This window comes from Aeromonas sp. DSM 116730 (assembly GCF_046581335.1).
Lineage (GTDB): Bacteria > Pseudomonadota > Gammaproteobacteria > Enterobacterales > Aeromonadaceae > Aeromonas > Aeromonas rivipollensis.
This window is the reverse complement of sequence record NZ_CP144265.1, coordinates 2,428,177-2,448,761: the sequence shown is the minus strand read 5'-3', so window position 1 is coordinate 2,448,761 and position 20,585 is coordinate 2,428,177. Positions and strand designations below refer to the sequence as shown.

At 63.1% G+C, this 20,585-nt stretch carries 21 protein-coding genes and 5 tRNA genes; 7 read left to right on the top strand and 19 right to left on the bottom strand.

Annotated elements, in window-relative coordinates:
- The first annotated feature begins 98 nt into the window (after positions 1–98).
- The 4 genes from Aeroheme_RS11245 (at position 99) to Aeroheme_RS11230 (ending at position 4,475) form a co-directional block, all read left to right on the top strand.
- On the top strand, positions 99–1,079 hold the full coding sequence (locus Aeroheme_RS11245) for a TDT family transporter (protein WP_163148174.1): 981 nt from the start codon (positions 99–101) through the stop codon (positions 1,077–1,079).
- A 225-nt stretch (positions 1,080–1,304) separates the two neighbouring features.
- Entirely contained in the window at positions 1,305–2,294 is a 990-nt protein-coding gene (gene lpxM, locus Aeroheme_RS11240) for a lauroyl-Kdo(2)-lipid IV(A) myristoyltransferase (RefSeq protein ID WP_139746321.1), read from the top strand.
- A 152-nt stretch (positions 2,295–2,446) separates the two neighbouring features.
- Entirely contained in the window at positions 2,447–3,442 is a 996-nt protein-coding gene (locus tag Aeroheme_RS11235) for a lauroyl-Kdo(2)-lipid IV(A) myristoyltransferase (protein ID WP_163148241.1), read from the top strand.
- A gap of 172 nt (positions 3,443–3,614) precedes the next feature.
- Positions 3,615–4,475: a PA4780 family RIO1-like protein kinase gene (locus Aeroheme_RS11230; protein ID WP_106886881.1), complete on the top strand. Its 861-nt coding sequence runs from the start codon at positions 3,615–3,617 to the stop codon at positions 4,473–4,475.
- A gap of 164 nt (positions 4,476–4,639) precedes the next feature.
- Here Aeroheme_RS11230 and Aeroheme_RS11225 read toward each other — a convergent pair whose 3' ends face one another.
- The 4 genes from Aeroheme_RS11225 to Aeroheme_RS11210 all read right to left on the bottom strand — a co-directional run bounded on the left by Aeroheme_RS11225 (position 4,640) and on the right by Aeroheme_RS11210 (position 7,560).
- On the bottom strand, positions 4,640–4,948 hold the full coding sequence (locus tag Aeroheme_RS11225; RefSeq protein WP_411165848.1) for a hypothetical protein: 309 nt from the start codon (positions 4,946–4,948) through the stop codon (positions 4,640–4,642).
- 133 nt (positions 4,949–5,081) lie between these two features.
- The gene (locus tag Aeroheme_RS11220; protein ID WP_163137698.1) at positions 5,082–5,960 is read right to left on the bottom strand and encodes a pirin family protein; all 879 of its coding nucleotides are present in this window, start codon (positions 5,958–5,960) and stop codon (positions 5,082–5,084) included.
- 73 nt (positions 5,961–6,033) lie between these two features.
- The gene (locus tag Aeroheme_RS11215; protein ID WP_411165847.1) at positions 6,034–6,738 is read right to left on the bottom strand and encodes a hypothetical protein; all 705 of its coding nucleotides are present in this window, start codon (positions 6,736–6,738) and stop codon (positions 6,034–6,036) included.
- 327 nt (positions 6,739–7,065) lie between these two features.
- The gene (locus Aeroheme_RS11210; protein ID WP_163137696.1) at positions 7,066–7,560 is read right to left on the bottom strand and encodes a YbaK/EbsC family protein; all 495 of its coding nucleotides are present in this window, start codon (positions 7,558–7,560) and stop codon (positions 7,066–7,068) included.
- 166 nt (positions 7,561–7,726) lie between these two features.
- Between Aeroheme_RS11210 and Aeroheme_RS11205 the strand changes: the two genes are divergently transcribed.
- Positions 7,727–10,156 (top strand): DNA polymerase II, encoded by a 2,430-nt coding sequence (locus Aeroheme_RS11205; RefSeq protein WP_163137695.1) that lies wholly within the window; start codon positions 7,727–7,729, stop codon positions 10,154–10,156.
- A 105-nt stretch (positions 10,157–10,261) separates the two neighbouring features.
- On the opposite strand, the gene Aeroheme_RS11200 is transcribed toward Aeroheme_RS11205, so the two are convergent.
- The 7 genes from Aeroheme_RS11200 to Aeroheme_RS11170 form a co-directional block, all read right to left on the bottom strand.
- Positions 10,262–10,338, bottom strand: a tRNA-Val gene (locus Aeroheme_RS11200).
- A gap of 35 nt (positions 10,339–10,373) precedes the next feature.
- Positions 10,374–10,450: transfer RNA gene (locus Aeroheme_RS11195), tRNA-Val, on the bottom strand.
- Between the two features lie 118 nt (positions 10,451–10,568).
- A tRNA-Val gene (locus Aeroheme_RS11190) sits at positions 10,569–10,645 on the bottom strand.
- A gap of 18 nt (positions 10,646–10,663) precedes the next feature.
- Positions 10,664–10,740: transfer RNA gene (locus tag Aeroheme_RS11185), tRNA-Val, on the bottom strand.
- 13 nt (positions 10,741–10,753) lie between these two features.
- Positions 10,754–10,830: transfer RNA gene (locus Aeroheme_RS11180), tRNA-Val, on the bottom strand.
- A gap of 240 nt (positions 10,831–11,070) precedes the next feature.
- Positions 11,071–12,450, bottom strand: a complete 1,380-nt coding sequence (locus Aeroheme_RS11175; RefSeq protein ID WP_106886877.1) for an MATE family efflux transporter — start codon at positions 12,448–12,450, stop codon at positions 11,071–11,073.
- 151 nt (positions 12,451–12,601) lie between these two features.
- Positions 12,602–12,808 (bottom strand): YaeP family protein, encoded by a 207-nt coding sequence (locus Aeroheme_RS11170; RefSeq protein ID WP_005324956.1) that lies wholly within the window; start codon positions 12,806–12,808, stop codon positions 12,602–12,604.
- A gap of 136 nt (positions 12,809–12,944) precedes the next feature.
- Between Aeroheme_RS11170 and Aeroheme_RS11165 the strand changes: the two genes are divergently transcribed.
- Complete coding sequence (locus tag Aeroheme_RS11165; RefSeq protein WP_163137694.1) at positions 12,945–13,562, top strand: riboflavin synthase subunit alpha; 618 nt, start codon at positions 12,945–12,947, stop codon at positions 13,560–13,562.
- 387 nt (positions 13,563–13,949) lie between these two features.
- Here Aeroheme_RS11165 and Aeroheme_RS11160 read toward each other — a convergent pair whose 3' ends face one another.
- From Aeroheme_RS11160 to Aeroheme_RS11145, 4 genes are all read right to left on the bottom strand, one after another.
- A complete protein-coding gene (locus Aeroheme_RS11160) occupies positions 13,950–14,153 on the bottom strand; it encodes a CPXCG motif-containing cysteine-rich protein (RefSeq protein WP_005301298.1) in 204 nt (67 codons plus the stop codon).
- Between the two features lie 154 nt (positions 14,154–14,307).
- Entirely contained in the window at positions 14,308–14,967 is a 660-nt protein-coding gene (gene hxpB, locus Aeroheme_RS11155; RefSeq protein ID WP_111912684.1) for a hexitol phosphatase HxpB, read from the bottom strand.
- Between the two features lie 127 nt (positions 14,968–15,094).
- Positions 15,095–16,273: a formate-dependent phosphoribosylglycinamide formyltransferase gene (gene purT / locus Aeroheme_RS11150; RefSeq protein ID WP_411165846.1), complete on the bottom strand. Its 1,179-nt coding sequence runs from the start codon at positions 16,271–16,273 to the stop codon at positions 15,095–15,097.
- Between the two features lie 73 nt (positions 16,274–16,346).
- Positions 16,347–17,237 carry a DMT family transporter gene (locus Aeroheme_RS11145; RefSeq protein WP_163155018.1) on the bottom strand — a complete coding sequence of 297 codons (891 nt, stop codon included), beginning with the start codon at positions 17,235–17,237 and terminating at the stop codon, positions 16,347–16,349.
- 226 nt (positions 17,238–17,463) lie between these two features.
- Between Aeroheme_RS11145 and Aeroheme_RS11140 the strand changes: the two genes are divergently transcribed.
- Positions 17,464–18,051: an FMN-dependent NADH-azoreductase gene (locus Aeroheme_RS11140; RefSeq protein ID WP_025326879.1), complete on the top strand. Its 588-nt coding sequence runs from the start codon at positions 17,464–17,466 to the stop codon at positions 18,049–18,051.
- Between the two features lie 92 nt (positions 18,052–18,143).
- Here the strand turns inward: Aeroheme_RS11140 and Aeroheme_RS11135 are convergent, their stop codons facing one another.
- From Aeroheme_RS11135 to Aeroheme_RS11120, 4 genes are all read right to left on the bottom strand, one after another.
- On the bottom strand, positions 18,144–18,320 hold the full coding sequence (locus tag Aeroheme_RS11135; RefSeq protein WP_163137691.1) for a hypothetical protein: 177 nt from the start codon (positions 18,318–18,320) through the stop codon (positions 18,144–18,146).
- A 161-nt stretch (positions 18,321–18,481) separates the two neighbouring features.
- The gene (locus Aeroheme_RS11130; RefSeq protein WP_106886871.1) at positions 18,482–18,670 is read right to left on the bottom strand and encodes a DUF4250 domain-containing protein; all 189 of its coding nucleotides are present in this window, start codon (positions 18,668–18,670) and stop codon (positions 18,482–18,484) included.
- Entirely contained in the window at positions 18,667–19,137 is a 471-nt protein-coding gene (locus Aeroheme_RS11125; protein ID WP_005331665.1) for a MarR family winged helix-turn-helix transcriptional regulator, read from the bottom strand. Before Aeroheme_RS11125 ends, Aeroheme_RS11130 begins: the two co-directional genes overlap by 4 nt.
- 150 nt (positions 19,138–19,287) lie before the next feature.
- Positions 19,288–20,520: a UPF0149 family protein gene (locus Aeroheme_RS11120; protein WP_411165845.1), complete on the bottom strand. Its 1,233-nt coding sequence runs from the start codon at positions 20,518–20,520 to the stop codon at positions 19,288–19,290.
- Positions 20,521–20,585 lie beyond the last annotated feature (65 nt).

Sequence of the window (20,585 nt, the reverse complement as noted above, 5' to 3'; positions counted from 1 at the left end):
TTGATTTTCCTAAACGCTTAGTTCAATTCATTTAGATATCGTAAACGATAGACCCTCTTTATCCTATGCACATCGTCATCAACAAGAGGGTACCAGTCATGATCGCACGCACCCGTCGCTCCCTTGCCGCCGCCCCGACCCCCATGGCCGGGCTGGCACTCGGGATCGCCAGCCTCGGCTGGTGTTGGGAAAATGCCGGTCAGTTCGATGGCCGCCTGCAACTGCTGGGGGCCGCCATCGCCGCCGTGCTGCTCCTCGTCCTCACCTTCAAGTTCCTGCTGCACCCGCGTCTGCTGTGGCAGGATCTCGCCCACCCCGTGGTGGGCAGCGTGGTGCCCACCTATGCCATGGGGACCATGGTGGTCTCCAAGGCGGTGGGGCTACTGGCCCCGACCCTGGGCCAGGGGCTCTGGCTGTTTGCGGTGATCATTCACCTGGTGTTCCTCGCCACCTTCGTCTGGCACAGGGCCAAGGCGTTTGAAATTCACCACATGGTGCCGAGCTGGTTCGTGCCGCCGGTGGGGATCATAGTGGCCGACGTCGCCTACCCGGGTGGCCCCTTCGCCGCCCTGGCCAATGGCCTGCTCTGGTTCGGCATGGCCTGCTACGCCCTGATGCTGCCGCTGATGCTCTATCGCCTCATCTTCAGCCACGAGGTGCCGGATGCCGCCAAGCCCACCATCGCCATCCTGGCGGCCCCCGCCAGCCTGTCGCTCGCCGGCTACCTCACCGTGAGCCAGGATCCGTCGCTGCTGCTGGTGGCCGTGCTGCTGGGGATAGCCGTGCTGATGACAGGCATCATCTACCTGGCCTTCATCAAGCTGCTGCGCCTGCCGTTCTCGCCGGGTTATGCCGCCTTCACCTTCCCCCTGGTGATAGGCGCCACCGCCCTGTTCAAGGTGGGTCACCTGCTGTCGCAGTGGCCAGAGGCGGCCCACTATGCGGCGCAGATCAACCAGCTGGCCTATCTGGAGCTCGGTGCGGCGACCCTGATCGTCGGTTATGTGGCGCTGCGCTACCTGATGTTCTTCCTGCCCCTTGGCCAGGGCGGCATGCTGGAGCAGCCCCTGCGCCGCTAAGGTCGCAGCCGGTCTCGACCAAGAGCAGACCCCGCCTGGCGGGGTCTGTTGCATCCGGGGCCGGTACAAAGCGTGAGCAGCGCCCACTGCCTGGGGATCAGGGGGCGCTGTCAATCCGTGAAAAGGCTCAAATTGTCGCTCATTCAGGCGATATTAAGGTGGTTTTCACTGGTATTACCTGTCAGGATTGCCGCAATTGCCCACTTCTACTGTTTGATAGTACCCATGTCCTCCCAAGATCCCGTGTTTGACTCCGCATTCCAGACCCGTTTGCTGCACCCGCGTTACTGGGTGAGCTGGCTTGCCCTCGGCGTGCTCGGCGTGCTCGCCTATGTGCCGCCCCGTTGGCGCGACAAGCTGGCCGACGCCCTGGCGCCCCTGGTGCTCAAGATCTCGAAAAAGCAGGTCTATATCGCCAGAACCAACCTCGCCATCTGCTTCAAGGAGCAGAGCGAGGCAGAGCGGGACGCCATACTGATGACCTCGATCCGGGTCGGCCTCAAGAGCCTGCTGGGGTTTGGCGAGTTCACCGTGCGCAGCCCCGAGTACCTGATGAAGCGCATCCAGGTGAGCGGATGGGAACACATTGAGGCCGAGCAGGCCGCCGGCCGCCCGGTGATCCTGGTGGTACCCCACAGCTGGCCCATCGATGCGGCGGGCTACTACTTCTCCCAGCGGGGCCTGCCCATGTGCACCATGATGAAGAGCGCCCGCAACCCTGTGTTCGACTGGCACATCAACCGCGAGCGCGCCAAGAATGGCTGCCGCGTTTACGAGCGCAGCGCCGGCATCAAGCCGGTGATCAAGGCGGTGAAATCCGGCCTGAGCTTCTTCTACCTGCCGGATCAGGATCATGGCCGCGAGGCCAGCCTGTTCGTGCCCTTCTTCAAGCACCCCAAGGCGACCCTGCCGGCCCTGCCACGGCTGGTCAAGCTGACCGGTGCCCGCGCCGTGCCCGTGCTGGCCTGCTATGACGAGGCGGCGCACTGCTACCGGCTGGAGATAGAGGCCCCCTTCGCCGACTACCCGAGCGATGATCTGGTGGCCGACACCTGCCGCATGAACGACAGCGTGGAGCGGCAGCTGACCCGTCACCCGGGTCAGTACATGTGGTTCCTCAAGATCTTCGATACCCGCGAGGATCAGGAGGGAGAAGACGGCCTCTACGAAGAGGGGATAAGGCGCATCCGCAAGGGACTCAGCCCCCATTCCTGAACCGCAACTTAATGCGTCTTTATAGGTGGCCCCATGTGGGCCACTTTTTATTTCTAACTAGTCTGATCAGTGACTTGGAAATCCCGCTTGGGGGATCCTGGGTAGAAAAAATTGTCAGGATCACTAAAATGACGGTCTGTTTTGATGATTCGATGGCGACCATGTCCGCACAAGATCCGGTGTTTGACACCTCCTTTCATCTGCGTCTGCTGCACCCCCGTCTGTGGGGCAGCTGGCTGGCGCTTGCCCTGCTCTCCCTGCTGGCCTGGATCCCGGCCAGCTACAGAGACAAGCTGGCCGATGCCCTGGCCCCCCTGCTGCTGCGCTTCTCCAGGAAGCAGGCCTACATCGCCGAGACCAACCTCAAGATCTGTTTCCCCGAACTGGACGCGGCCGGGCGCGAACGGCTGCTGCTCAAGTCCATCCGGGTCGGTCTCAAGACCTTCATGGGTTTTGGCGAGCTCACCTGGCGCAGTCCCGCCTTCCTGAAAGGGCGCATCAAGGTGCGTGGCTGGGAGCATATAGAGGCCGAGCTGGCCGCCGGGCGCCCCATGATCTTCGTGGTGCCCCACACCTGGGCGGTGGACATGATAGGCCGCTACCTGACCGATGAGGGGGTGCCCCTGTGCACCATGATGAAGAGCCCCAAGGATCAGGTGTTCGACTGGTATATCAACCGCGAGCGCAGCAAGGGCGGGCGTGTCTATGAGCGCAGCGTCGGCATCAAGCCCGCCATCAAGGCCCTGCGCAGCGGCGACAGCTTCTTCTATCTGCCGGATCAGGATCATGGCCGGGAGGCGAGCATCTTCGTGCCCTTCTTCGGCCACCCCAAGGCGACCCTGCCGGCCCTGCCCAAGCTGGTCAAGCTGACCGGTGCCCGGGCCGTGCCCATCCTGGCCTGCTATGACGAGGATCTGGGCTGCTATCGGCTCGAGGTGGAGCCGCCGTTCGACCCTTATCCCACCCAGGATCTGGAGGCGGACGTCAACGCCATGAACCGAATGGTGGAGCGCCAGCTTGGCCGCTTCCCCGAGCAGTACATGTGGTTTCTCAAAATTTTCGAGACCCAGGCGGATAACCAAGGGGAGGATGGCCTCTACGAGGAGGGGATCCGGCGCATCCGCCAGGGGTTGCCCCCCGAGCCTTGAACCACAGGGCTCCCTTGCGGGTCGTTTTGACAGCCAGTGAGAGGCGGTTGGGGCAGGGCACACCAGGCCACCCTCGGCAAGGGGCCGGCGGGGGACCAAAGCGGGGCCCTGTCTGGCCTACCGCCACGCAAACAAGGTGCAAATAAGGTGCAAATAAGGTAAAAGGGCGGTCATGAAAATTCCAAATCGAATCCAACCTCTGGTTGATGACGGCCTGGTCGACGATGTCATCAGCCGGCTGATGAGCGGCAAAGAAGCCGACGTCTATGTGGTGCGCTGCGGCGACGAGATCCGCTGCGCCAAAGTCTATAAAGAGGCCTCCAAGCGCAGCTTCAAGCAGGCCGTGGTCTATCAGGAAGGGCGCAAGGTGCGCAACAGTCGCAGTGCCCGCGCCATGGAGAAGGGCTCCAAGTACGGTCGCAAGCAGCACGAAGAGGTGTGGCAGAACACAGAGGTGGATGCCCTGTTCAAGCTGGCCGCCGCCGGCGTGCGGGTGCCCACCCCCTATGTCTGCCTGGATGGCGTCCTGCTGATGGAGCTCATCACAGATGCCGAGGGCAACGTGGCGCCCCGCCTCAACGACGTGGCACTCTCGGCCGAGCAGGCGCTCATCGATCACGGCAAGGTGATCCGCTACGTGGTGCGCATGCTCTGCGCCGGCCTCATCCACGGGGATCTCTCCGAGTTCAACGTGCTGGTGGACGCAGAGGGCCCCGTCATAATCGATCTGCCCCAGGTGGTGGATGCCGCCGCCAACAACCAGGCCAGGGCCATGCTGGAGCGGGACGTCAACAACATGCGCAACTACTACGGCATCTATGCGCCCGAGCTGCTCAAGACCCGTTATGCCAGGGAGATGTGGGCCCTGTTCGAAGACGGCAAGCTCACCCCGGAATCCGAGCTGACCGGCCTGTTCGAGGAGAGCACCGAGGCCATCGACATCGATGCCGTGCTGCACGAGATCGAGAGCGCGGAAGAGGAGGCGATGGAGCGTCGGGCCCGCATGAAGGCCGAGCAGGAAGAGGAGTTCTGATGCGAACTTGAGGTGTTCCCTCTGCCTACACCCCCTGTGTTGGGGTGCCGGATTTTAGCAGGCTGGTTGTGGAAGGGTATTGCAATAATGATGAGGGGCAATGTGCCCCTCTTCGTTTAAACGGCGGACCCAGCCGGGAGCCTTAGCCCACTGAACAAGTCGGGTCAGCAAGCCAGCCGATTGGCGCGGCGCGCAACCACAAACACCAGCGTACACAAGGCGATCGGCACCAGAAAATCCAGAACACTCCCCAGTTCCCAGACTCTGGGATCGAATCCGCCCCACCAGGGCATGTTGGCCCTCCGCCCCTGGCCGAACCGCGCTATCCACCTGTATTCCGCCTGTGTCTGCTCTCGTGCGACAAACCATATGCACCCAATGAGGCCGCCATATCCCCAATGCCCCAAACGATATCCGATCAGAGCCTGTATCGAGACCGCTGCGCTGGCGTGATAGAAGGGAGATAAATCCATAAACAATCCTTGGTACTCACCGAGAGAGCCCGCCACCTGCTTTGTGTAAACGGCCTGTGCCAATGCGGGTAAGCGGGTCTGCGGGCAGCTTTTTGTAGATATATGCCATTACGACATGCCTGCCTCGCCGGGATCAGAGCCCGGCCAGGGGCGGGGCCTTGAGGCGGGGGCCGGGGTAACCCTTGACCTCGCCGAAGCGGGGATGGCCGCTCTCCCAATCCGAGGCTGCGGTGCGAATGGCCTCCGGGCTGAAGCTCACGAAGTTCCACCAGATCTGCAGCGGCTCGGCCAGGGGCTCGCCGCCGATGAGCAGCAGGCGAGTGCCCGGGCCGAGTGTCACCGCCAGCTCCCGGGTGCCCGGCGGCAGATAGAGGAGCTGCTCGGGGGCGAGCGCCTCCCCTGCTATGGTCGCCTCTCCCTGCAAGGGGAAGAGGCCGTGCTCGAAGGCCGGATCCAGCGGCAGCACTATGTGCCCGCCATGGGGCGAGTGCAAGTCCAGCCCGAGGATGGGGGAGAAGCTGAGGGTGGGGGCTTGGCGCCCGGCATGGTCGCCGATGAGCAGGGTCAGGTTGGTCTCGCTCTCCTGCCAGCTGGGCAGCAGGGGGTAGTGATCGAAGCGGGGTTGGGTCTCCTGATCACGCTCAGGCAGCGCTATCCAGAGCTGGGCGGCGTGCAGGTCGGGGTGGCCCGCCAGGGACTCCTCGGTGTGGGCTATGCCGCGCCCGGCGGTCATCAGATTGACCTGGCCCGGGCGGATCACCTGCTCGCTGCCGAGACTGTCACGGTGCAAAATCTCCCCCGCCAGCATCCAGGTGAAGGTCTGCAGGGCGATGTGGGGATGGGGCCCCACGTCCAGCCCGGGGGCGTCGGGGGCGAAGCGGGTCGGCCCTATGTGATCGAGAAAGCACCAGGGGCCTATGGTGCGCCGCTCCTTGACCGGGAGGGCGCGGGCCACCGGGATGCCGCCCACGTCGGTGAGGCGGGAGGAAATGCGTTGCCACTGTTGAGTCATGTCGTGCTCCTTGCTGGGCGGTGATCCTGCTGCATCAGGATAGTGTATCCCTCGCGCTCGCCGAGAGGGGGGGCTAGCGGCGGCGGCCCCCGCCCCCGAAGCTGCGCATGGGGGTGAAGCCTGGCCTTATCGCCGGTCTGACGGTGGGGGCGCGCACTGGGGGGGCCATGGCGCGGGGAAGGTGCGGTCTGGTATCCACCCTGGGCTGGGTCCCGGGGAGCAAGAGGCCGTTATTTGTCTTGGGCAGGGTGGAGGGTATCAAGAGGCCGCCGTCGACCTTGGGCCGTGCCCCTGGGGTCAGCAGGCCGTTCTCGGCCCTGGGGAGAGTGCCCCCCTTGTCATCCAGCGGTGAGCGCGGGCCCCTGTCCGGGTTGCTGACGCTGGGTCTGTTCTGCCGGTTGTCACGCAGGGCCTGTTGCTGCTCCGGCGTCATGGCATTCCAGCGGCCCGCCAGCTCCCCTCGCAGGGCGGCCACATCGGGCTGGCCATTGTTCTCCTGCCAATCCTGATACTTCTCCTTGATCTCCTGCTGGCGCTCAGGATCGAGCCCGCTCCACCACTTCTTGATCAGCTCGTCAAAATCCCCCTGGTTGTCGCAGCACCAGGGGTAGTAGTCATCCCAATAGCCGTAATAGTCGTCATACCACCAGTAAGAGGCGCCATAGTGACCGCCGTAATAGTCACCAGCGCCAAGCCCCACGCTGGCGCCTGACGAGGAGGTGTTGCTGCAGCCGGCAAGGGCCAGGGCCAGCAGGGGAATGAGGAGGGCGATGCGCATGATGCTCCCGGTGCCACGAAAGGACGCAATGGACGGATGATAACCTGACTATGCACCAATCCGGCCGCGGATGGCAGACCCAGCCCCCATCAGGCGCCGGGTAGCGAGGATCTCCCCGGCATCGAGGGCAGGAGAGGGAGTGGTGGGCCCTAGATTACACCCTGCTGCATAGCCCCGCAGGCTAGTAGCCAGCCATTTGGGTCAAATCGTGCCACCTGATAGTGCGACTATCCCGCCTCGGCACAGTCGACCATATAACGGCGCCAGGTGGCATTCGAAACGGGTCGGTTCTGGTTGATGCTGCATCTTGATGGTGGTGTCGGCCATTTAATCTGCTGCCACTATCGGCAATACCATGACGCAGGCCTCTCGGCCCAGATGGGTCAGCAGACGGCGCACATCGTCGAGGCGGATGAGCAGGGTGGCGGTATTGACCAGCGGGTGGCACTGCACCTGCTCGGCCTGCCAGATACGCTCGTCCACCACCAGCTCCACGGCATGCTCGCTATCGCGCACCATGGCGAGCAGGGTGACCGAACCCGGGGTGAGGCCGAGCACTGCCTCGAGCCGTTCGGGGGAGCCAAAGCTCAGCCGCTTGACCCCGAGCCGTGCCGCCAGCGCCTTGAGATCGACCCGGCTCTCCTCCGGACTTACCACCAGAAACAGCCGCTCGCTTTTCGGATCGCGCAAAAAGAGGTTCTTGGTCTTGGCAGCGGGCAGGTCGGGCAGCAGCCTGCTCGCCTCCTCGCAGGTGAAAACGGGGGGATGATCGATACGCTGGTAGGGGATGGCGAGCCGATCCAGCAGGGAATAGATTGCCACAGTGACTCCTTTCGTCGGCGAAGCGCCGTAATAAAAGGGTTGATGAGGATGACGACGGGATCGAGCTTACCAGTTTGACTCAGGCCCCGCAGCCTAGGGTGACGATTGCGAGCAGGCACTGTATGAACGTACAATAGTCCCATCCCAAGACCGACCCCTATTGCCCATGACCGCGACCCAGCCCCCCGTTCCCGCCGACCCGCCGCTCGACGGCTTTATCCTGACCCGCCACGGTCGGGACGTGCGCGGCCGCGACGGGCACGCCGCCACCACCGAAATCGTGATGTGGCTCTGGAGCGCCCAGGGGCCGGTGCGGGTGGTGGTGCCGGGGCAGGAGCCGGTGTTCTTCCTGCCACAGAGCCATATGGCCGAGGCCGCCGAGCTGTTCAAGGGCGCCGGGGTGAGGGGGCGGTTTCGCCGCCTGCCCATGCACACCTTCGACGGCCGCCCTGTGGTGGGCTGCTATTTTGCCACCCTGAGCGCCTTTCACCGCGCCATCGAGCTGCTGCTCATTCGCGGGCTGGAGCATTTCGAGGCGGATATCCGGCTGCCGGAGCGCTTCCTGATGGAGCGCTTCATCACCGCTGGCGTGCGCTTCGATGGCCGGGCGGTGAAGAAGGGGGGCAGGCAGGGCTACTGGGAGGTGAACGAGGCACGCTGCGCCCCCCAGGCGGTGACGCCGACCCTCTCCTGGGTGTCGCTGGACGTGGAGTGCGCCATGGACGGGGCCCTCTTCTCGGTCGGTCTTTACAGCGAGCAGGATGCGCGGGTCATCATGATAGGTACCCCGGAGGCGGATGCCGACAGCTGGGGCACCCAGGTCGAGTGGGTGGCGGATGAAAGTGCCCTGCTCGGCGCGCTGGAGAGCTGGTTCCAGCGGCACGATCCCGATCTGGTGATCGGCTGGAACGTGGTGAACTTCGACTTTCGTCTGCTGCTGCGCCGCGCCGAGCTGGGCAAGCGGCGACTGCGGCTCGGGCGGGGGCGCGAGCTCTGCTTCTGGCGCTCGTCTCGCAATGACCCCCAGACCGGCAACGTCATCATCCCGGGGCGCATGGTGCTGGACGGCATCGACACCCTCAAAAGCGCCACCTGGCAGTTTGCCAGCTACAGTCTGGACGCGGTGGCAAGCGAACTGCTCGGTCGTGGCAAGGACATCGAGGATGTGGCGAACCGGGGGGAGAAGATCACCGAGTTGTTCCACTCCGACAAGGAGGCGCTGGCTCGCTACAACCTGGAAGACTGCAAGCTGGTGTGGGAGATCTTCGACTACTGCCACCTCATCCCCTTCGCCATAGAGCGGGCTTCCCTCACCGGGCTGGAGCTCGACAGGGTGGGGGGCTCGGTAGCCGCCTTTACCAACCTCTATCTGCCGCGGCTCCATCGCGGCGGCTACGTGGCCCCCAATCTGCCCGCAGACGGTGGGCTGGCGAGCCCCGGCGGCTATGTGATGGACTCCAAACCCGGTCTCTATCGCCATGTGCTGGTGCTCGATTTCAAGAGCCTCTACCCCAGCATCATCCGCACCTTCTGCATCGATCCCATGGGATTGGTGGAGGGGCTGCAACACCCGGAACAGGCCATTCCCGGCTTTCGCGGCGCCCTGTTCTCCCGCGAGCGGCACTTCCTGCCGGATCTCATCGCCACCCTCTGGGCGGCGCGGGACAGGGCCAAGGCGGCCAGCAACAAGGCGCTCTCCCAGGCCATCAAGATCATCATGAACTCCTTCTACGGCGTGCTGGGCTCGGGGGGCTGCCGCTTCTACGATCCGCGACTTGCCTCATCGATCACCCTGCGCGGTCACAGCATCATGCAGCAGACCCGGGAGTGGATAGAGGCTAAGGGGTTCGAGGTGATCTATGGCGACACCGACTCCACCTTCGTTCACCTGAACAGGGAGACCAGTCCGCAGCAGGCCGAGCAGACAGGCCGCGAGCTGGCCGCCATGATCAACGACAACTGGACGGCACTGATCAGGCGCGAGTTCGATCTGCCCTGTTATCTCGAGATCGAATACGAGACCCACTACCGCCGCTTCCTGATGCCCACCATCCGCGGGCTGGAGAAGGGGAGCAAGAAGCGCTATGCCGGGCTGGTTGGCGGCGAGGGGCAGGCCGGATCTGAGCAGCTGGTGTTCAAGGGGCTCGAATCTGTGCGCACCGACTGGACCATGCTGGCCAAGCAGTTTCAGACCCGGCTCTACGAGCTGGTGTTTCACGACGAAGATCCCAGCGGCTATGTGCGCACCATGGTGGACGAGACCCGTGCCGGCCTGCACGACGATCTGCTCATCTATCGCAAGCGGCTGCGCCAAAAACTCGAGGAGTATCAGAAGAATGTGCCCCCCCATGTGCGGGCGGCGCGGCTGGCGGACGAGGAGAACCTGCGCCGCGGCCAGCCCCAGCGTTATCAGCACAGGGGCACCATCGCCTATCTGATGACCCTCAATGGCCCCGAGCCGCTGGAGTACAGGCGCAGCGCCATCGACTACGAGCACTACATCGACAAGCAGTTGAGGCCCATTGCCGACGCCATACTGCCCTTTATCGGCGAGTCGTTCGACCGGATCTGCGGCCAGCAGCTGGATCTCTTCTAGCGAGCTAGTCCCCACAGCCGGGGGCTGACCCGGATCAGGAGGGTCGGAAGGGCAGGGAGAAGGCGCAATGCAAAAAGCCCGCTCGATGAGCGGGCTTTTCTAATTTGGTGCGTCCTAGTGGATTCGAACCACCGACCCCCACCATGTCAAGGTGATGCTCTAACCAGCTGAGCTAAGGACGCAGGGTGCGCAATGCGGCTTTTTCATTTGCCAGAAGTGGTGGGTTTAATTGGATTCGAACCAACGACCCCTACCATGTCAAGGTAGTGCTCTAACCAACTGAGCTATAAACCCACATCTGTGTTCAATTGTATTAAAACCAACGACATCGCCTACGCCATGTCAAAGTACTGTTCTAACCAACTGAGCTATAAACCCACATCTGGAATATCTGTATTTCTTTCAAACTGAATGGTGCGTCCTAGTGGATTCGAACCACCGACCCCCACCATGTCAAGGTGATGCTCTAACCAGCTGAGCTAAGGACGCATAATCAGTGTTCTGTAATGGTGCGTCCTAGTGGATTCGAACCACCGACCCCCACCATGTCAAGGTGGTGCTCTAACCAGCTGAGCTAAGGACGCATCACAGAAAAAGTGGTGGGTTTAATTGGATTCGAACCAACGACCCCTACCATGTCAAGGTAGTGCTCTAACCAACTGAGCTATAAACCCACTCGATGAAATGAATTCGAACCAAAGACACAATCTTCACCATGCCAAGTTCATGCTCTGACCAACCGAGCGTTAAACCCACTTCAACTACGCCAGCACTGCTGACGTGGTCGGCATACTACCCATGCCCCCCAAGGCTGTCAACAAGGGACATGCACAAAGGAGACTGTTTGCCCAGTTCTTGCGCAGCCTGTTGATTTTGCAGGCGAGCCGCTCGATTGAGCGGCGCTGTGGCGCCCTTTATTGGGCCCGGGAAAGGGTAGTGCAGGCCTCGGGACTCGCGAAGCGACCATAGATGAATCTCAGCCTTGCACCCAGCATCAGGGCCGCGCCGGTGAGGCCGACGATGAAGCCTACCCAGAAGCCCTGGGGCCCCATGCGCGGCACCACCCAGTCGGTCAGCCCCAGGATCATGCCGGTGGGCAGCCCCAGTCCCCAGTAGGCGACTATGGTGACGTAGAAGATGGCCTTGGTGTCCTTGTAGCCACGCAGGGCCGCGGCCGCCACCACCTGCACCGAGTCCGAGACCTGATAGATGGCGGCGAAGAACAACAAGGTAGCCGCGAGGGTGATCACCTGGATGTCATCGGTGTAGATCCCCGCGATATGTTCGCGCAGCAACACCGTCAGGGCGGCGGTACCGGCGGCCACCGCCATGCCCAGCATCAGGCCGGTACGGGCGGCGACGCGGGCGTGCTCCGGCTGGCCTTCCCCTATGCTGTGGCCGACTCTGATGGTCACGCCGACGCCGATGGAGAGCGGCAGCATAAACACCAGGCTGGAGAAGTTCAGGGCTATCTGGTGGCTCGCCACCGTCTCGGCGCCGAAGGGGGCCAGCATCAGGGCCACCACGGTGAACAGGGTCACCTCGCAGAAGATGGCCATGGCGATGGGGAAGCCTAAGCGAAACAGGCGCCAGATCCGGCTGCCGTTGGGGCGCGCGAGCTGGGCGAACAGATTGATCTTCTTGAAGTGGGGGGAGAGCTTCACGTAGGCAATCATCGCCAGCAGCATGGCCCAGAGCACTATGGCGGTGGCCACGCCGCAGCCGACCCCGCCGAGCTTGGGCATGCCGAAGTGGCCGTGAATGAAGATGTAGTTGGCGGGGATGTTGACCGCCAGTCCCACGAAGCCAATCACCATGGTGGGCATGGTGTGGGAGAGCCCCTCGCTGAAGTTGCGCAGCACCTGGAACAGCACGAAGGCGGGCAGACCCCAGAGGATGGCGTGCAGGTAACCGGCGGTCTTGTCCGCCATCACCGGATCCACGTCCATGAACTGCAGCGCCAGCGGGCTGAAGTAGAGCGCCACCATGGCGATGGGGGTCACCATCAGCGCCAGCCAGAAGCCCTGGTGCACGGCCGGGCGGATCTCGTCCCGCTTGCGGGCCCCGTTGAGCTGGGAAACGATGGGGGTGAGCGCCATGATGATGCCCTGCACCAGCAAGATGATGGGTAGCCAGAAGCTGGAGGCGACCGACACGGCAGCGAGATCCACGGCGCTGACCTGTCCCGCCATCACGGTATCGACGAAGTTCATGGCGATCTGGGCCACCTGGGCCACCAGTATGGGGCTGGCTAGACGAACGAGCTGCTTCGCCTCGGTCCAATAACGTTGCACTGACACCTCCGAGTGGATCAGATAAAAGAGAAAAGAACGGGTAAATGAGAGGGGCTTTTATCTCCTGCCGGGAGGAGACAAAACGCGGGGGTGTCATTCTAGCCTGAAAATCCGCCAACGGGGAAGGTTGGCGGCGCATTTCTACCCGGGATCAGGCGTCCTCGTGATCGCTGATCAGCAGGTTGGCGGCGGCGTAGGCGGCCTGCTCGCGCAGATCTGCGGGCACCCTATCGTCGCTCGCCACGGCGTTGAGCGCCCGTATGCTGGCGGCGATGGCCTGGGGCACATAGCCCTGCTCACCTGAGCCTATCTGGTTGTAGGCGATGCGAATGGCTTCACAGCATTGATATACCTGCATTTTTGTTTCCTCGTTAAGCCTGGATTGAATGGGGTCACTATAACGATCGGGGCCTGCCTTGTCAGCCGGCATGCTTGTCTTGCACTGTGGCCGGGGGTAACCTGCCGACAATTTTGTTACAGCGTGGAGACGAGACATGTTCACCGGCATAGTACAGGGGACCGCCGAACTGGTGGCCATCGAAGAGCTGCCCAACTTTCGCACCCATGTGATCCGCATGCCGAGCCCGGCCTGGGGCGAGGGGCTGGCACTCGGCGCCTCCGTGGCCCACAACGGCTGCTGCCTGACGGTCACCCGCATCGAGGGGGAACTGGTCAGCTTCGATCTGATGCAGGAGACCCTGCGCCTGACCAACCTCGGCTCGCTGGCTGTCGGGGACAAGGTCAATGTGGAGCGGGCCGCCCGCTTTGGGGACGAGATTGGCGGCCATGCCATGTCCGGCCACATCATGGGCACGGCCGAGGTCAGTGCCGTCATCGACACCCCCAACAATCGCCAGCTGTGGTACCGCCTTGCCCCCGCGCTCATGAAATACGTGCTGACCAAGGGCTACATCGGCATCGACGGCATCAGCCTGACCGTGGGCGAGGTGCGCGGCCATGAGTTCTGCGTCAACCTGATCCCCGAGACCCTGGCCCGCACCAACCTGGGTTGGGTCAAGGCGGGCTGGCAGACCAACATAGAGATCGATCCCCAGACCCAAGCCATAGTCGACACCGTGGAGCGGGTGCTGGCGGCGCGCCAGCCAGCCTGATCCGCCCAAGTCCGCCATCTCAAGCAGGGTCCGCAGCAGGGGGCCCTGTTCTGTCTCGTGAATATGAGGTGAGGCTTCGGGCAGAACGCCATCCCTTGTGTGGCAGCCAACCCTGGCTTACGGAGCCTGAGCTTCAGAGGCTGGCCTAAGGATGAAACCGTGCCTACACTTCTTGTGTCTGGCACATCCATGAGCCGACAACCATCACATAAGAGACAAGGCCCCTTGGCGAACTTCAGGATGATTTGAGGTTCTCCGAGGGGCTTTTCTTTATGAGGGAATGTGCCGCGAAGGGGAGGGACTCAGGCATCTGGGGAGAAGCAAGCAGGGGATGGGCGGCATGGCGTCGCCCCAGTCCCCCTCGCTTGCCTGGTCAGCGAAAGGCAATCAGAACATCTGCTCGTCGTCCGCATCCACAAACAGCTGCAAACAGTCGCGGGCTTCGTCCCGGTGCAACCGCAGGTGGATCGGATTGCAACAGGCCATGCAGTCCTCGTAGAACTCCTGATCCCCCTGGCTGGCATCCAGCTCGACCCGGGTGTGGTGGCCGCAGTGGGGGCAGACGATGCGCTTGCTGGTGTACTCGATCATGGTGACCTCCTCGGGCCGACTGGCCGCCTCTTTCCCCTGATTCTAGTCGGCAAGAGGCGGCGCAACCGCGAGCGGGCGCACGTTTATGACAGGGATCAGGGGATGCGCCTAGCCCCTAAGGTCTGACCCGGCGCACCACTGGCCCCGTGCGGATTCACCCCACCCAGCGGGCCAGCATGTCTGCATCCAGCTCGGCGAGCGAACGCAGCTGGTGATCGGCGATGGCCAGACGGGGATCCCCCACCAGCGCCGGGTCCGGCACTATCAGCGCCTGCATGGACGCCGCCTTGGCTGCCAGCAGGCCGGTGAAGCTGTCCTCGATGGCCAGACAGTGCACAGGTTCGACGCCCAGCTTCTCGGCGGCGTGGATATAGACGTCCGGGTGGGGTTTGCCGAAGCGCTCCACCTCGGCGGAGTGCACCGCCATGAAGCGATCCTGGATACCGAGCTTGCCGAGCACAGCCTCCACCATGGTGAAGGGGGAAGAGGTAGCCAGGCCAATCTTGAGGCCACGGGCCTCGATGAGGGAGAGGGCCTCCAGCACGCCCTCCTTGGCCTGACCTTCCTGCAGGATGAGTGCTATCACCTGATCCAGGATGCGCTGCACTACCTCTTCCTGGGTCGGGCCGCTCCAGGGACGCAGGCGATACCAGTGGGCCACCAGCTGATCGATGCGCACCCCTATGGTGGAGTTGCAGTCCTCCTCGGTGTGGAAGTGGCCCAGCTCGGAGAAGACGGCCATCTGGGCCCGTTGCCAAAAGGGTTCCGAGTCGATCAGAACACCATCCATATCGAAGATCACGGCAGTTAACATCTTGTACTCCTGACATAGGTGAAGGGGGATTATAAGCCCGGCGACTCAATGGAAAAGGGGCAGAAGCCCGCCCCTTGCGCCGGATCACGCAGATAAACGTTTGTTTTTACGTGACAAAGAATGCGCTCTAGAGGAGCACCTCGATCCGGGCGGCGACCGCCTTGGCCTTTTCCACCGCCTCTTCGCACCCTTGCCCACGGGCCAGCGCCACCCCGAGACGACGGCGACCGGCGATCTCGGGCTTGCCAAAGAGACGCAGCTGAGCGCCCGGCACCAGGGCCAGCGCCTCGGCAACCCCCTGATAGCGGATATTCTGGCTGTGGCCATCGCGCAGCACCACGGCGGAGGCACTTGGCCCGAACTGGGTGATGGTGCCGACCGGCAGCCCCAGGATGGCGCGCACGTGCAGGGCGAACTCGGAGAGATCCTGGGAGATCAGGGTCACCATGCCGGTGTCGTGGGGGCGGGGAGAGACCTCGCTGAACCACACCTCGTCACCCTTGATGAAGAGCTCCACCCCGAACAGGCCATGGCCACCCAGGGCCTCGACCACCTTGGCGGCGACCTCCTTGGCGCGGGCCAGCGCCAGCTCGCTCATCGCCTGGGGTTGCCAGGATTCGCGGTAGTCGCCGTCTTCCTGACGATGGCCTATGGGATCACAGAAGTGGATGCCGTCCACGGCGCGCACGGTGAGCAAGGTTATCTCGTACTCGAAGGGGACGAAGCCTTCGACTATCACCTTGCCACGGCCGGCGCGGCCCCCCTCCTGGGCATAGGTCCAGCTCTCGTCCAGCTTGGCGAGATCCCGCAGCAGGCTCTGGCCCTTGCCGGACGAACTCATCACGGGTTTCACCACGCAGGGCAGGCCTATGGCCTCGACGGCGGCGATGAACTCCTCCTTGCTCTGGGCGAAGCGGTAGGAGGAGGTGGGCAGACCCAGCTCTTCGGCGGCGAGCCGGCGGATCCCCTCCCGATTCATGGTGAGCTGGGTGGCGCGGGCGTTGGGCACGACCCTGACCCCTTCCTGCTCAAGCTCTGCCAGGGTATAGGTGGCGATGGCCTCAATCTCGGGGATGATGAGGTCGGGCTTGACCTCGGCCACCAGGGCGCGCAGGGCGGCGCCATCGAGCATGTCCAGCACCTGGGCGGCGTGGGCGACCTGCATGGCGGGGGCATTGGCGTAGCGGTCGGCGGCGATCACTTCTATGCCAAGGCGTTGCAGCTCGATGGCGACTTCCTTGCCGAGTTCGCCTGAGCCGAGCAGCAGGGCACGGGTGGCGCCGGGGCGGGTGGCGGTTCCAAACATCTGATCTCTCCTGATGTCCATGGTCAGGGTTGCTGACCCGAGTGAGTAAAAAAAGAGGCACGCATGGCGTACCTCAGGAAACGGATTTGTGGGCGCGCTGCTCCAGATGGGTCAGCAGTGTGATGGCGCCTATGATGATGGCGGCGCCGAGCCACAATCGGCCGGGAGGCGCCCAGCCAAACACCAGCCAACCCGCCAGTACGTTCATGGGCAGCTTGGCAAAGTCAAAGGGCTGCACGAAGGAGGCCTCGGCCACGCTGTAGGCGCGGGCGATGGACATCTGGGCCAGGGCCGACAGCACCCCTGAGACCGCCACCAGCAGCCACTGGGTTTCGCTCGGCCACTGCCACTCCGGCAGGGCCAGCATGGCGTTGAAGGGGGTGCTGAAGATGAGCAGGTAGACCACTATGGTGTGGGACGATTCGCTCGCCGCCTGATAGCGCACCAGCAGGGAGTAGCCGGCCCAGAACAGGGCGGCCGCCACCGGCAGCAGGGAGGCCCAGCTGAAGTCATCGGTCCAGGGAGCCAGGATCAGCATGGCCCCGACAAAGCCCGCCAGGGTGGCCAGGATGCGCGCCCGGCTCACCTGCTCCTTGAGCAGCAAGGCCGACCCTAAGGTGGCGAACAGGGGGGAGGTCATCAAGAGCGCTATGCCCTGCCAGATGGGCACGGGCACAGCCAGGGCCCAGAGCCAGAACTGGATGCCGATGACCGCCAGGGCGACCCGCAGCAGGTGCAGCCGCAGCTGGTTGGTCATCAGGGATTGGCGCAGGCCGTGGCGGATAAGCCAGGGCAGCAGGCAGATCAGGGCGACCAGGTACTGGTGAAAGGCGACCTGGGTCGAGGGGAGGCCGAGCTTGAAGCTGACATACTGGCTCAGGCTGTTGACGGCGGCAAAGCAGAGGCCTGCCACCATCATCCAGACGGCGCCGGCAAAGGGGGAGTGCCTGCGGGAGGGTGCCATGGGATCCGGGTCACTTAAAAAAAGTGCGGCGGATCATAACGGCAATCGTTTGTTCTGCCAAGGCCGGGGTGCTTGGTGAGTACCTCGCTGGCGACTAAGCGTACAAGCATCAAAATATTTGAATAACTTGAGCATCTATTTTCGCTATCCGCCTTGAACCTCAATCTTTATAGTGACCTCCATCGACAGCACAGCTGTTCAACCGACAACCAAATGGAGTTTCACCATGGCCAATATCCTCGTTCTCAAGTCCAGCATCCTGGGCCAGTATTCCCAATCCAACGCCCTGATCGACGGCTACCTGGCCGAGCGCCAGGGTGACAGCGTCACCGTGCGTGATCTGGCAACCCTGAACCTGCCGGTGCTCGACGGCGAGCTGGCCATGGGCCTGCGCGGCGGTGAGAACCTGAACGAGCGTCAGCTGGCCGTGCTGGCCCAGTCCGACGAGCTGGTGGCCGAGCTCAAGGCGAGTGATCTGGTGATCATCGCGGCCCCCATGTACAACTTCAACATCCCGACCCAGCTGAAGAACTGGATCGATCTGGTGGCCCGTGCCGGCGTGACCTTCCGCTACACCGAGACCGGCCCGGTCGGCCTGGTGGAGAACACCCGCGCCCTGGTGGTCAGCCCCCGCGGCGGCCTGCACCTGGGTAATCCTACCGATCTGGTGACCCCCTACATGCGCACCGTGCTGGGCTTTATCGGCATCAACGAGGTGGACTTCATCTACGCCGAGGGCATGGGCATGGGTCCCGAGGCGCAGGCCAAGGGCATAGAGCAGGCCAAGGAGCAGCTGGAAACCCTGGCATACTGATGCCGTGACGCTTGCCTGCTCACCCAGGTCCAGAAACAACAACGCAGCCATCAGGCTGCGTTGTTGTTTTCAGATGGCGGGGACGCCAGTCTTCAATCCCAGATGAAGCGACGGCAGCCGCTGCCGACCAGCAGGCAGACCGCCACCAGGGATCCCAGCAGCAGGCTGCTGAGCCACTGCTCCGTACTCTGGGGCAGATGAGGGGAGAAGAGGCCGATCGTGAAGAGGGCGCTGATGATGATCAGGCTGGTCTGTCGGGTCAGGATCATGGTGTCGTCCTTGGCTGATGGTGAGCAAATTAAGGCTAACCGCCGTCTGTGACAGCCTGATGTATCCATACCTCAGGCCCAGGGTCCAGCGGGGTTGCCTCTCACCTTAGCAGTTTTTGCCGCCACGGCCAGCGCCACGAGACAGCTTGTGATCCGGATCCCTATCTGAACTGCTTTTGATCAGGCTGGTAGTGGAAATCGCCGCCGGCCAGCCGCGCAGTCAGGGCCTCCTTGTCGAGATCCTGCGCCCGGCAGAGATCGTCCAGATCGGCGTAATGATCACGAAGCTGCATGTTGACCAGGCTCAGCAGCATGTTGATGTCCATGGTGGCAAAGCGGGTCAGTGTCATGATTGTTGCTCGCTGTCCAGCAGGTGGAGTTGTTCTATGGCGTCGCTCACGCTTTGCAGATGCAGCCGTATGCTCTGGCGCGCCTCGGCAGGCAGATAGTCGGTGAGGGTGTGCTGCCAGCTGCCCGCTTCGGTCTTGAGCTGCTGGAACAGGGTGAGCCCCGCCGGGGTGAAGGAGACCAGACTGATGCGCTTGTCCTGGGCGCTGCTCTCGGTGAACAGGATGCCCTTCTCCACCAGACGGTGGATCTCGCGGGAGATCCGCACCTTGTCCATTCCGCTCGCCTCCACCAGTTCTTTCTGGCTGATGGGGTAGTGGGGGCCAAGCACCATCATCAGGCGCCATTGGGGCACCGTCAGCTGGTACCGCTGCTGGTAAAACTGTTCAAAGGTATCGCGCACCATCTCAGCGGCATGGACCAGCTGATAGGGGGGATAGTGCGCGAGCAGCTCTATGATCTTCGACATATGACATCCTGCTGTGGCGGCTGCATCGGGTGCAGTTTCTCTTGATACTTTGACCTTGATGATACGTAACACAAGGGCATTTGTCTGAACGGGCACCAGAAAAATGTGCGTTTGCGCACGTGTTGCGTCACGGATCCGGCAACCAGGGGCTCAACTGGCCTTGCTGTTTACACTTTTACGCAGCCAGATCAAGGCATTATGAGCAAGCCAGGCCTCGCGGCTCTGGAGCGCATAGAGCGCTGCCTCGTCGCGGCTCCCCCCCTGCCAGTGGCGGGGCTCCTGCTTGGGCAGCCTGCGCTGGCCCAGCAGGGTGGCGGGCACATGGGGGTTGGCGCCAAGGGCGGCGGCCAGATGGGGCTGCGCCGCCAGCTCGCCTTCGGTGGCAAACACCATCAGCGCCTTGTTGTAGCGCAGCCAGCAGGAGGCTTCATTGAAGCGCACCAGCAGGCCCTGCAGGGCGGCCCAGTCCCCTTGCCAGGCATAGAGGCTGGAGAGAGGGTGACGACAGCCAGGCTCGTCGGCCTGACAAAGGTCGAGCAGGGCCAGGTATGCCTGGCGGGCCTGCTCCTGCTGCCCCAGTCGCAGCAGGCAATCGGCCCGGCCCGCCTGGGCCGCGATCAGTGGGCGGGCCTCGGGGGAGCTCCAGCCGCGGCCTGCGTGTTGTTGCCAGAAGGCCTCGTCGAACAGGGGGCTGGCATCGGCGATGATGCGGTCAAACCAGGAGAGGCGGGCGAGGGGATCGCGGCACTGCGCCGCCTGCTCGAACCACTGCTGCCACTGGCGGGTCTGTTCGTTGTCGGGAAGCGGTTCTTCTTCATGCCGTGCCCCATCCTGATCCAGGGTCAGCAGAAGGTTGAGGGCCGTCTTCATCTGCTGGCGCTGCCGCTTGCAAAAATCCAGGAAGGGCAGCTCGCTGGCCGCGGCCTGATGCAGCATCTGGGCCATGGGCCTGTCACGGAACAGGCAGAGTTCGGCCACCAGGCTGAAGCGGTGCCGGGTGGCGGGATCGTTCAGATCCGTCGGCGTGGGCCAGCGGGCCACCCCCTGACTGAAGCCGTAACTCCACTGGCCGAGGGGGTGGCTCTGCTCGAATACCTGCTCTGGGGTCTCGTTAGAGAGCCGGCACTGGCTCGGCAGGACCAACTGGGCGTCGTCGGCCTGGGCCTCCAGCTCGGCGATCAGGTGATGCAGCGCCTCGGCACTCTTCTCGTCAAGCTCGACCTCATGGGGCAGCAGCCCGGCCAGGGGATCTTGCCAGTCAGGGGCGGTCGGCCCCGTCAGACGGGCGCAGAGAAAGCCGTGCAGGGCCGGGTAACTCATGTCCTGCTGGCTGTGGCTCTGGATCCATTGATTGAGATGACGGGTACGAGTGGCTGGGTTCATCGACGCTTCCTCTGGATTTGACGGCCGCGAAGTCTACCTAAAAGTGGGGTTATTTGCAGCCAAGG

Bases quoted from the DNA above. Each gene is read 5' to 3' on its own strand.
- lpxM (WP_139746321.1), top strand. From the start codon at position 1,305: ATGTCCTCCCAAGATCCCGTGTTTGACTCCGCATTCCAGACCCGTTTG.
- Aeroheme_RS11165 (WP_163137694.1), top strand. From the start codon at position 12,945: ATGTTCACCGGCATAGTACAGGGGACCGCCGAACTGGTGGCCATCGAA.
- Aeroheme_RS11140 (WP_025326879.1), top strand. From the start codon at position 17,464: ATGGCCAATATCCTCGTTCTCAAGTCCAGCATCCTGGGCCAGTATTCC.
- Aeroheme_RS11120 (WP_411165845.1), bottom strand. From the start codon at position 20,520: ATGAACCCAGCCACTCGTACCCGTCATCTCAATCAATGGATCCAGAGC.
- Aeroheme_RS11235 (WP_163148241.1), top strand. From the start codon at position 2,447: ATGGCGACCATGTCCGCACAAGATCCGGTGTTTGACACCTCCTTTCAT.
- purT (WP_411165846.1), bottom strand. From the start codon at position 16,273: ATGTTTGGAACCGCCACCCGCCCCGGCGCCACCCGTGCCCTGCTGCTC.
- Aeroheme_RS11130 (WP_106886871.1), bottom strand. From the start codon at position 18,670: ATGACACTGACCCGCTTTGCCACCATGGACATCAACATGCTGCTGAGC.
- Aeroheme_RS11225 (WP_411165848.1), bottom strand. From the start codon at position 4,948: ATGGATTTATCTCCCTTCTATCACGCCAGCGCAGCGGTCTCGATACAG.
- Aeroheme_RS11170 (WP_005324956.1), bottom strand. From the start codon at position 12,808: ATGCAGGTATATCAATGCTGTGAAGCCATTCGCATCGCCTACAACCAG.
- Aeroheme_RS11230 (WP_106886881.1), top strand. From the start codon at position 3,615: ATGAAAATTCCAAATCGAATCCAACCTCTGGTTGATGACGGCCTGGTC.
- Aeroheme_RS11135 (WP_163137691.1), bottom strand. From the start codon at position 18,320: ATGATCCTGACCCGACAGACCAGCCTGATCATCATCAGCGCCCTCTTC.
- Aeroheme_RS11125 (WP_005331665.1), bottom strand. From the start codon at position 19,137: ATGTCGAAGATCATAGAGCTGCTCGCGCACTATCCCCCCTATCAGCTG.
- Aeroheme_RS11145 (WP_163155018.1), bottom strand. From the start codon at position 17,237: ATGGCACCCTCCCGCAGGCACTCCCCCTTTGCCGGCGCCGTCTGGATG.
- Aeroheme_RS11215 (WP_411165847.1), bottom strand. From the start codon at position 6,738: ATGCGCATCGCCCTCCTCATTCCCCTGCTGGCCCTGGCCCTTGCCGGC.
- Aeroheme_RS11160 (WP_005301298.1), bottom strand. From the start codon at position 14,153: ATGATCGAGTACACCAGCAAGCGCATCGTCTGCCCCCACTGCGGCCAC.
- Aeroheme_RS11205 (WP_163137695.1), top strand. From the start codon at position 7,727: ATGACCGCGACCCAGCCCCCCGTTCCCGCCGACCCGCCGCTCGACGGC.
- hxpB (WP_111912684.1), bottom strand. From the start codon at position 14,967: ATGTTAACTGCCGTGATCTTCGATATGGATGGTGTTCTGATCGACTCG.
- Aeroheme_RS11220 (WP_163137698.1), bottom strand. From the start codon at position 5,960: ATGACTCAACAGTGGCAACGCATTTCCTCCCGCCTCACCGACGTGGGC.
- Aeroheme_RS11245 (WP_163148174.1), top strand. From the start codon at position 99: ATGATCGCACGCACCCGTCGCTCCCTTGCCGCCGCCCCGACCCCCATG.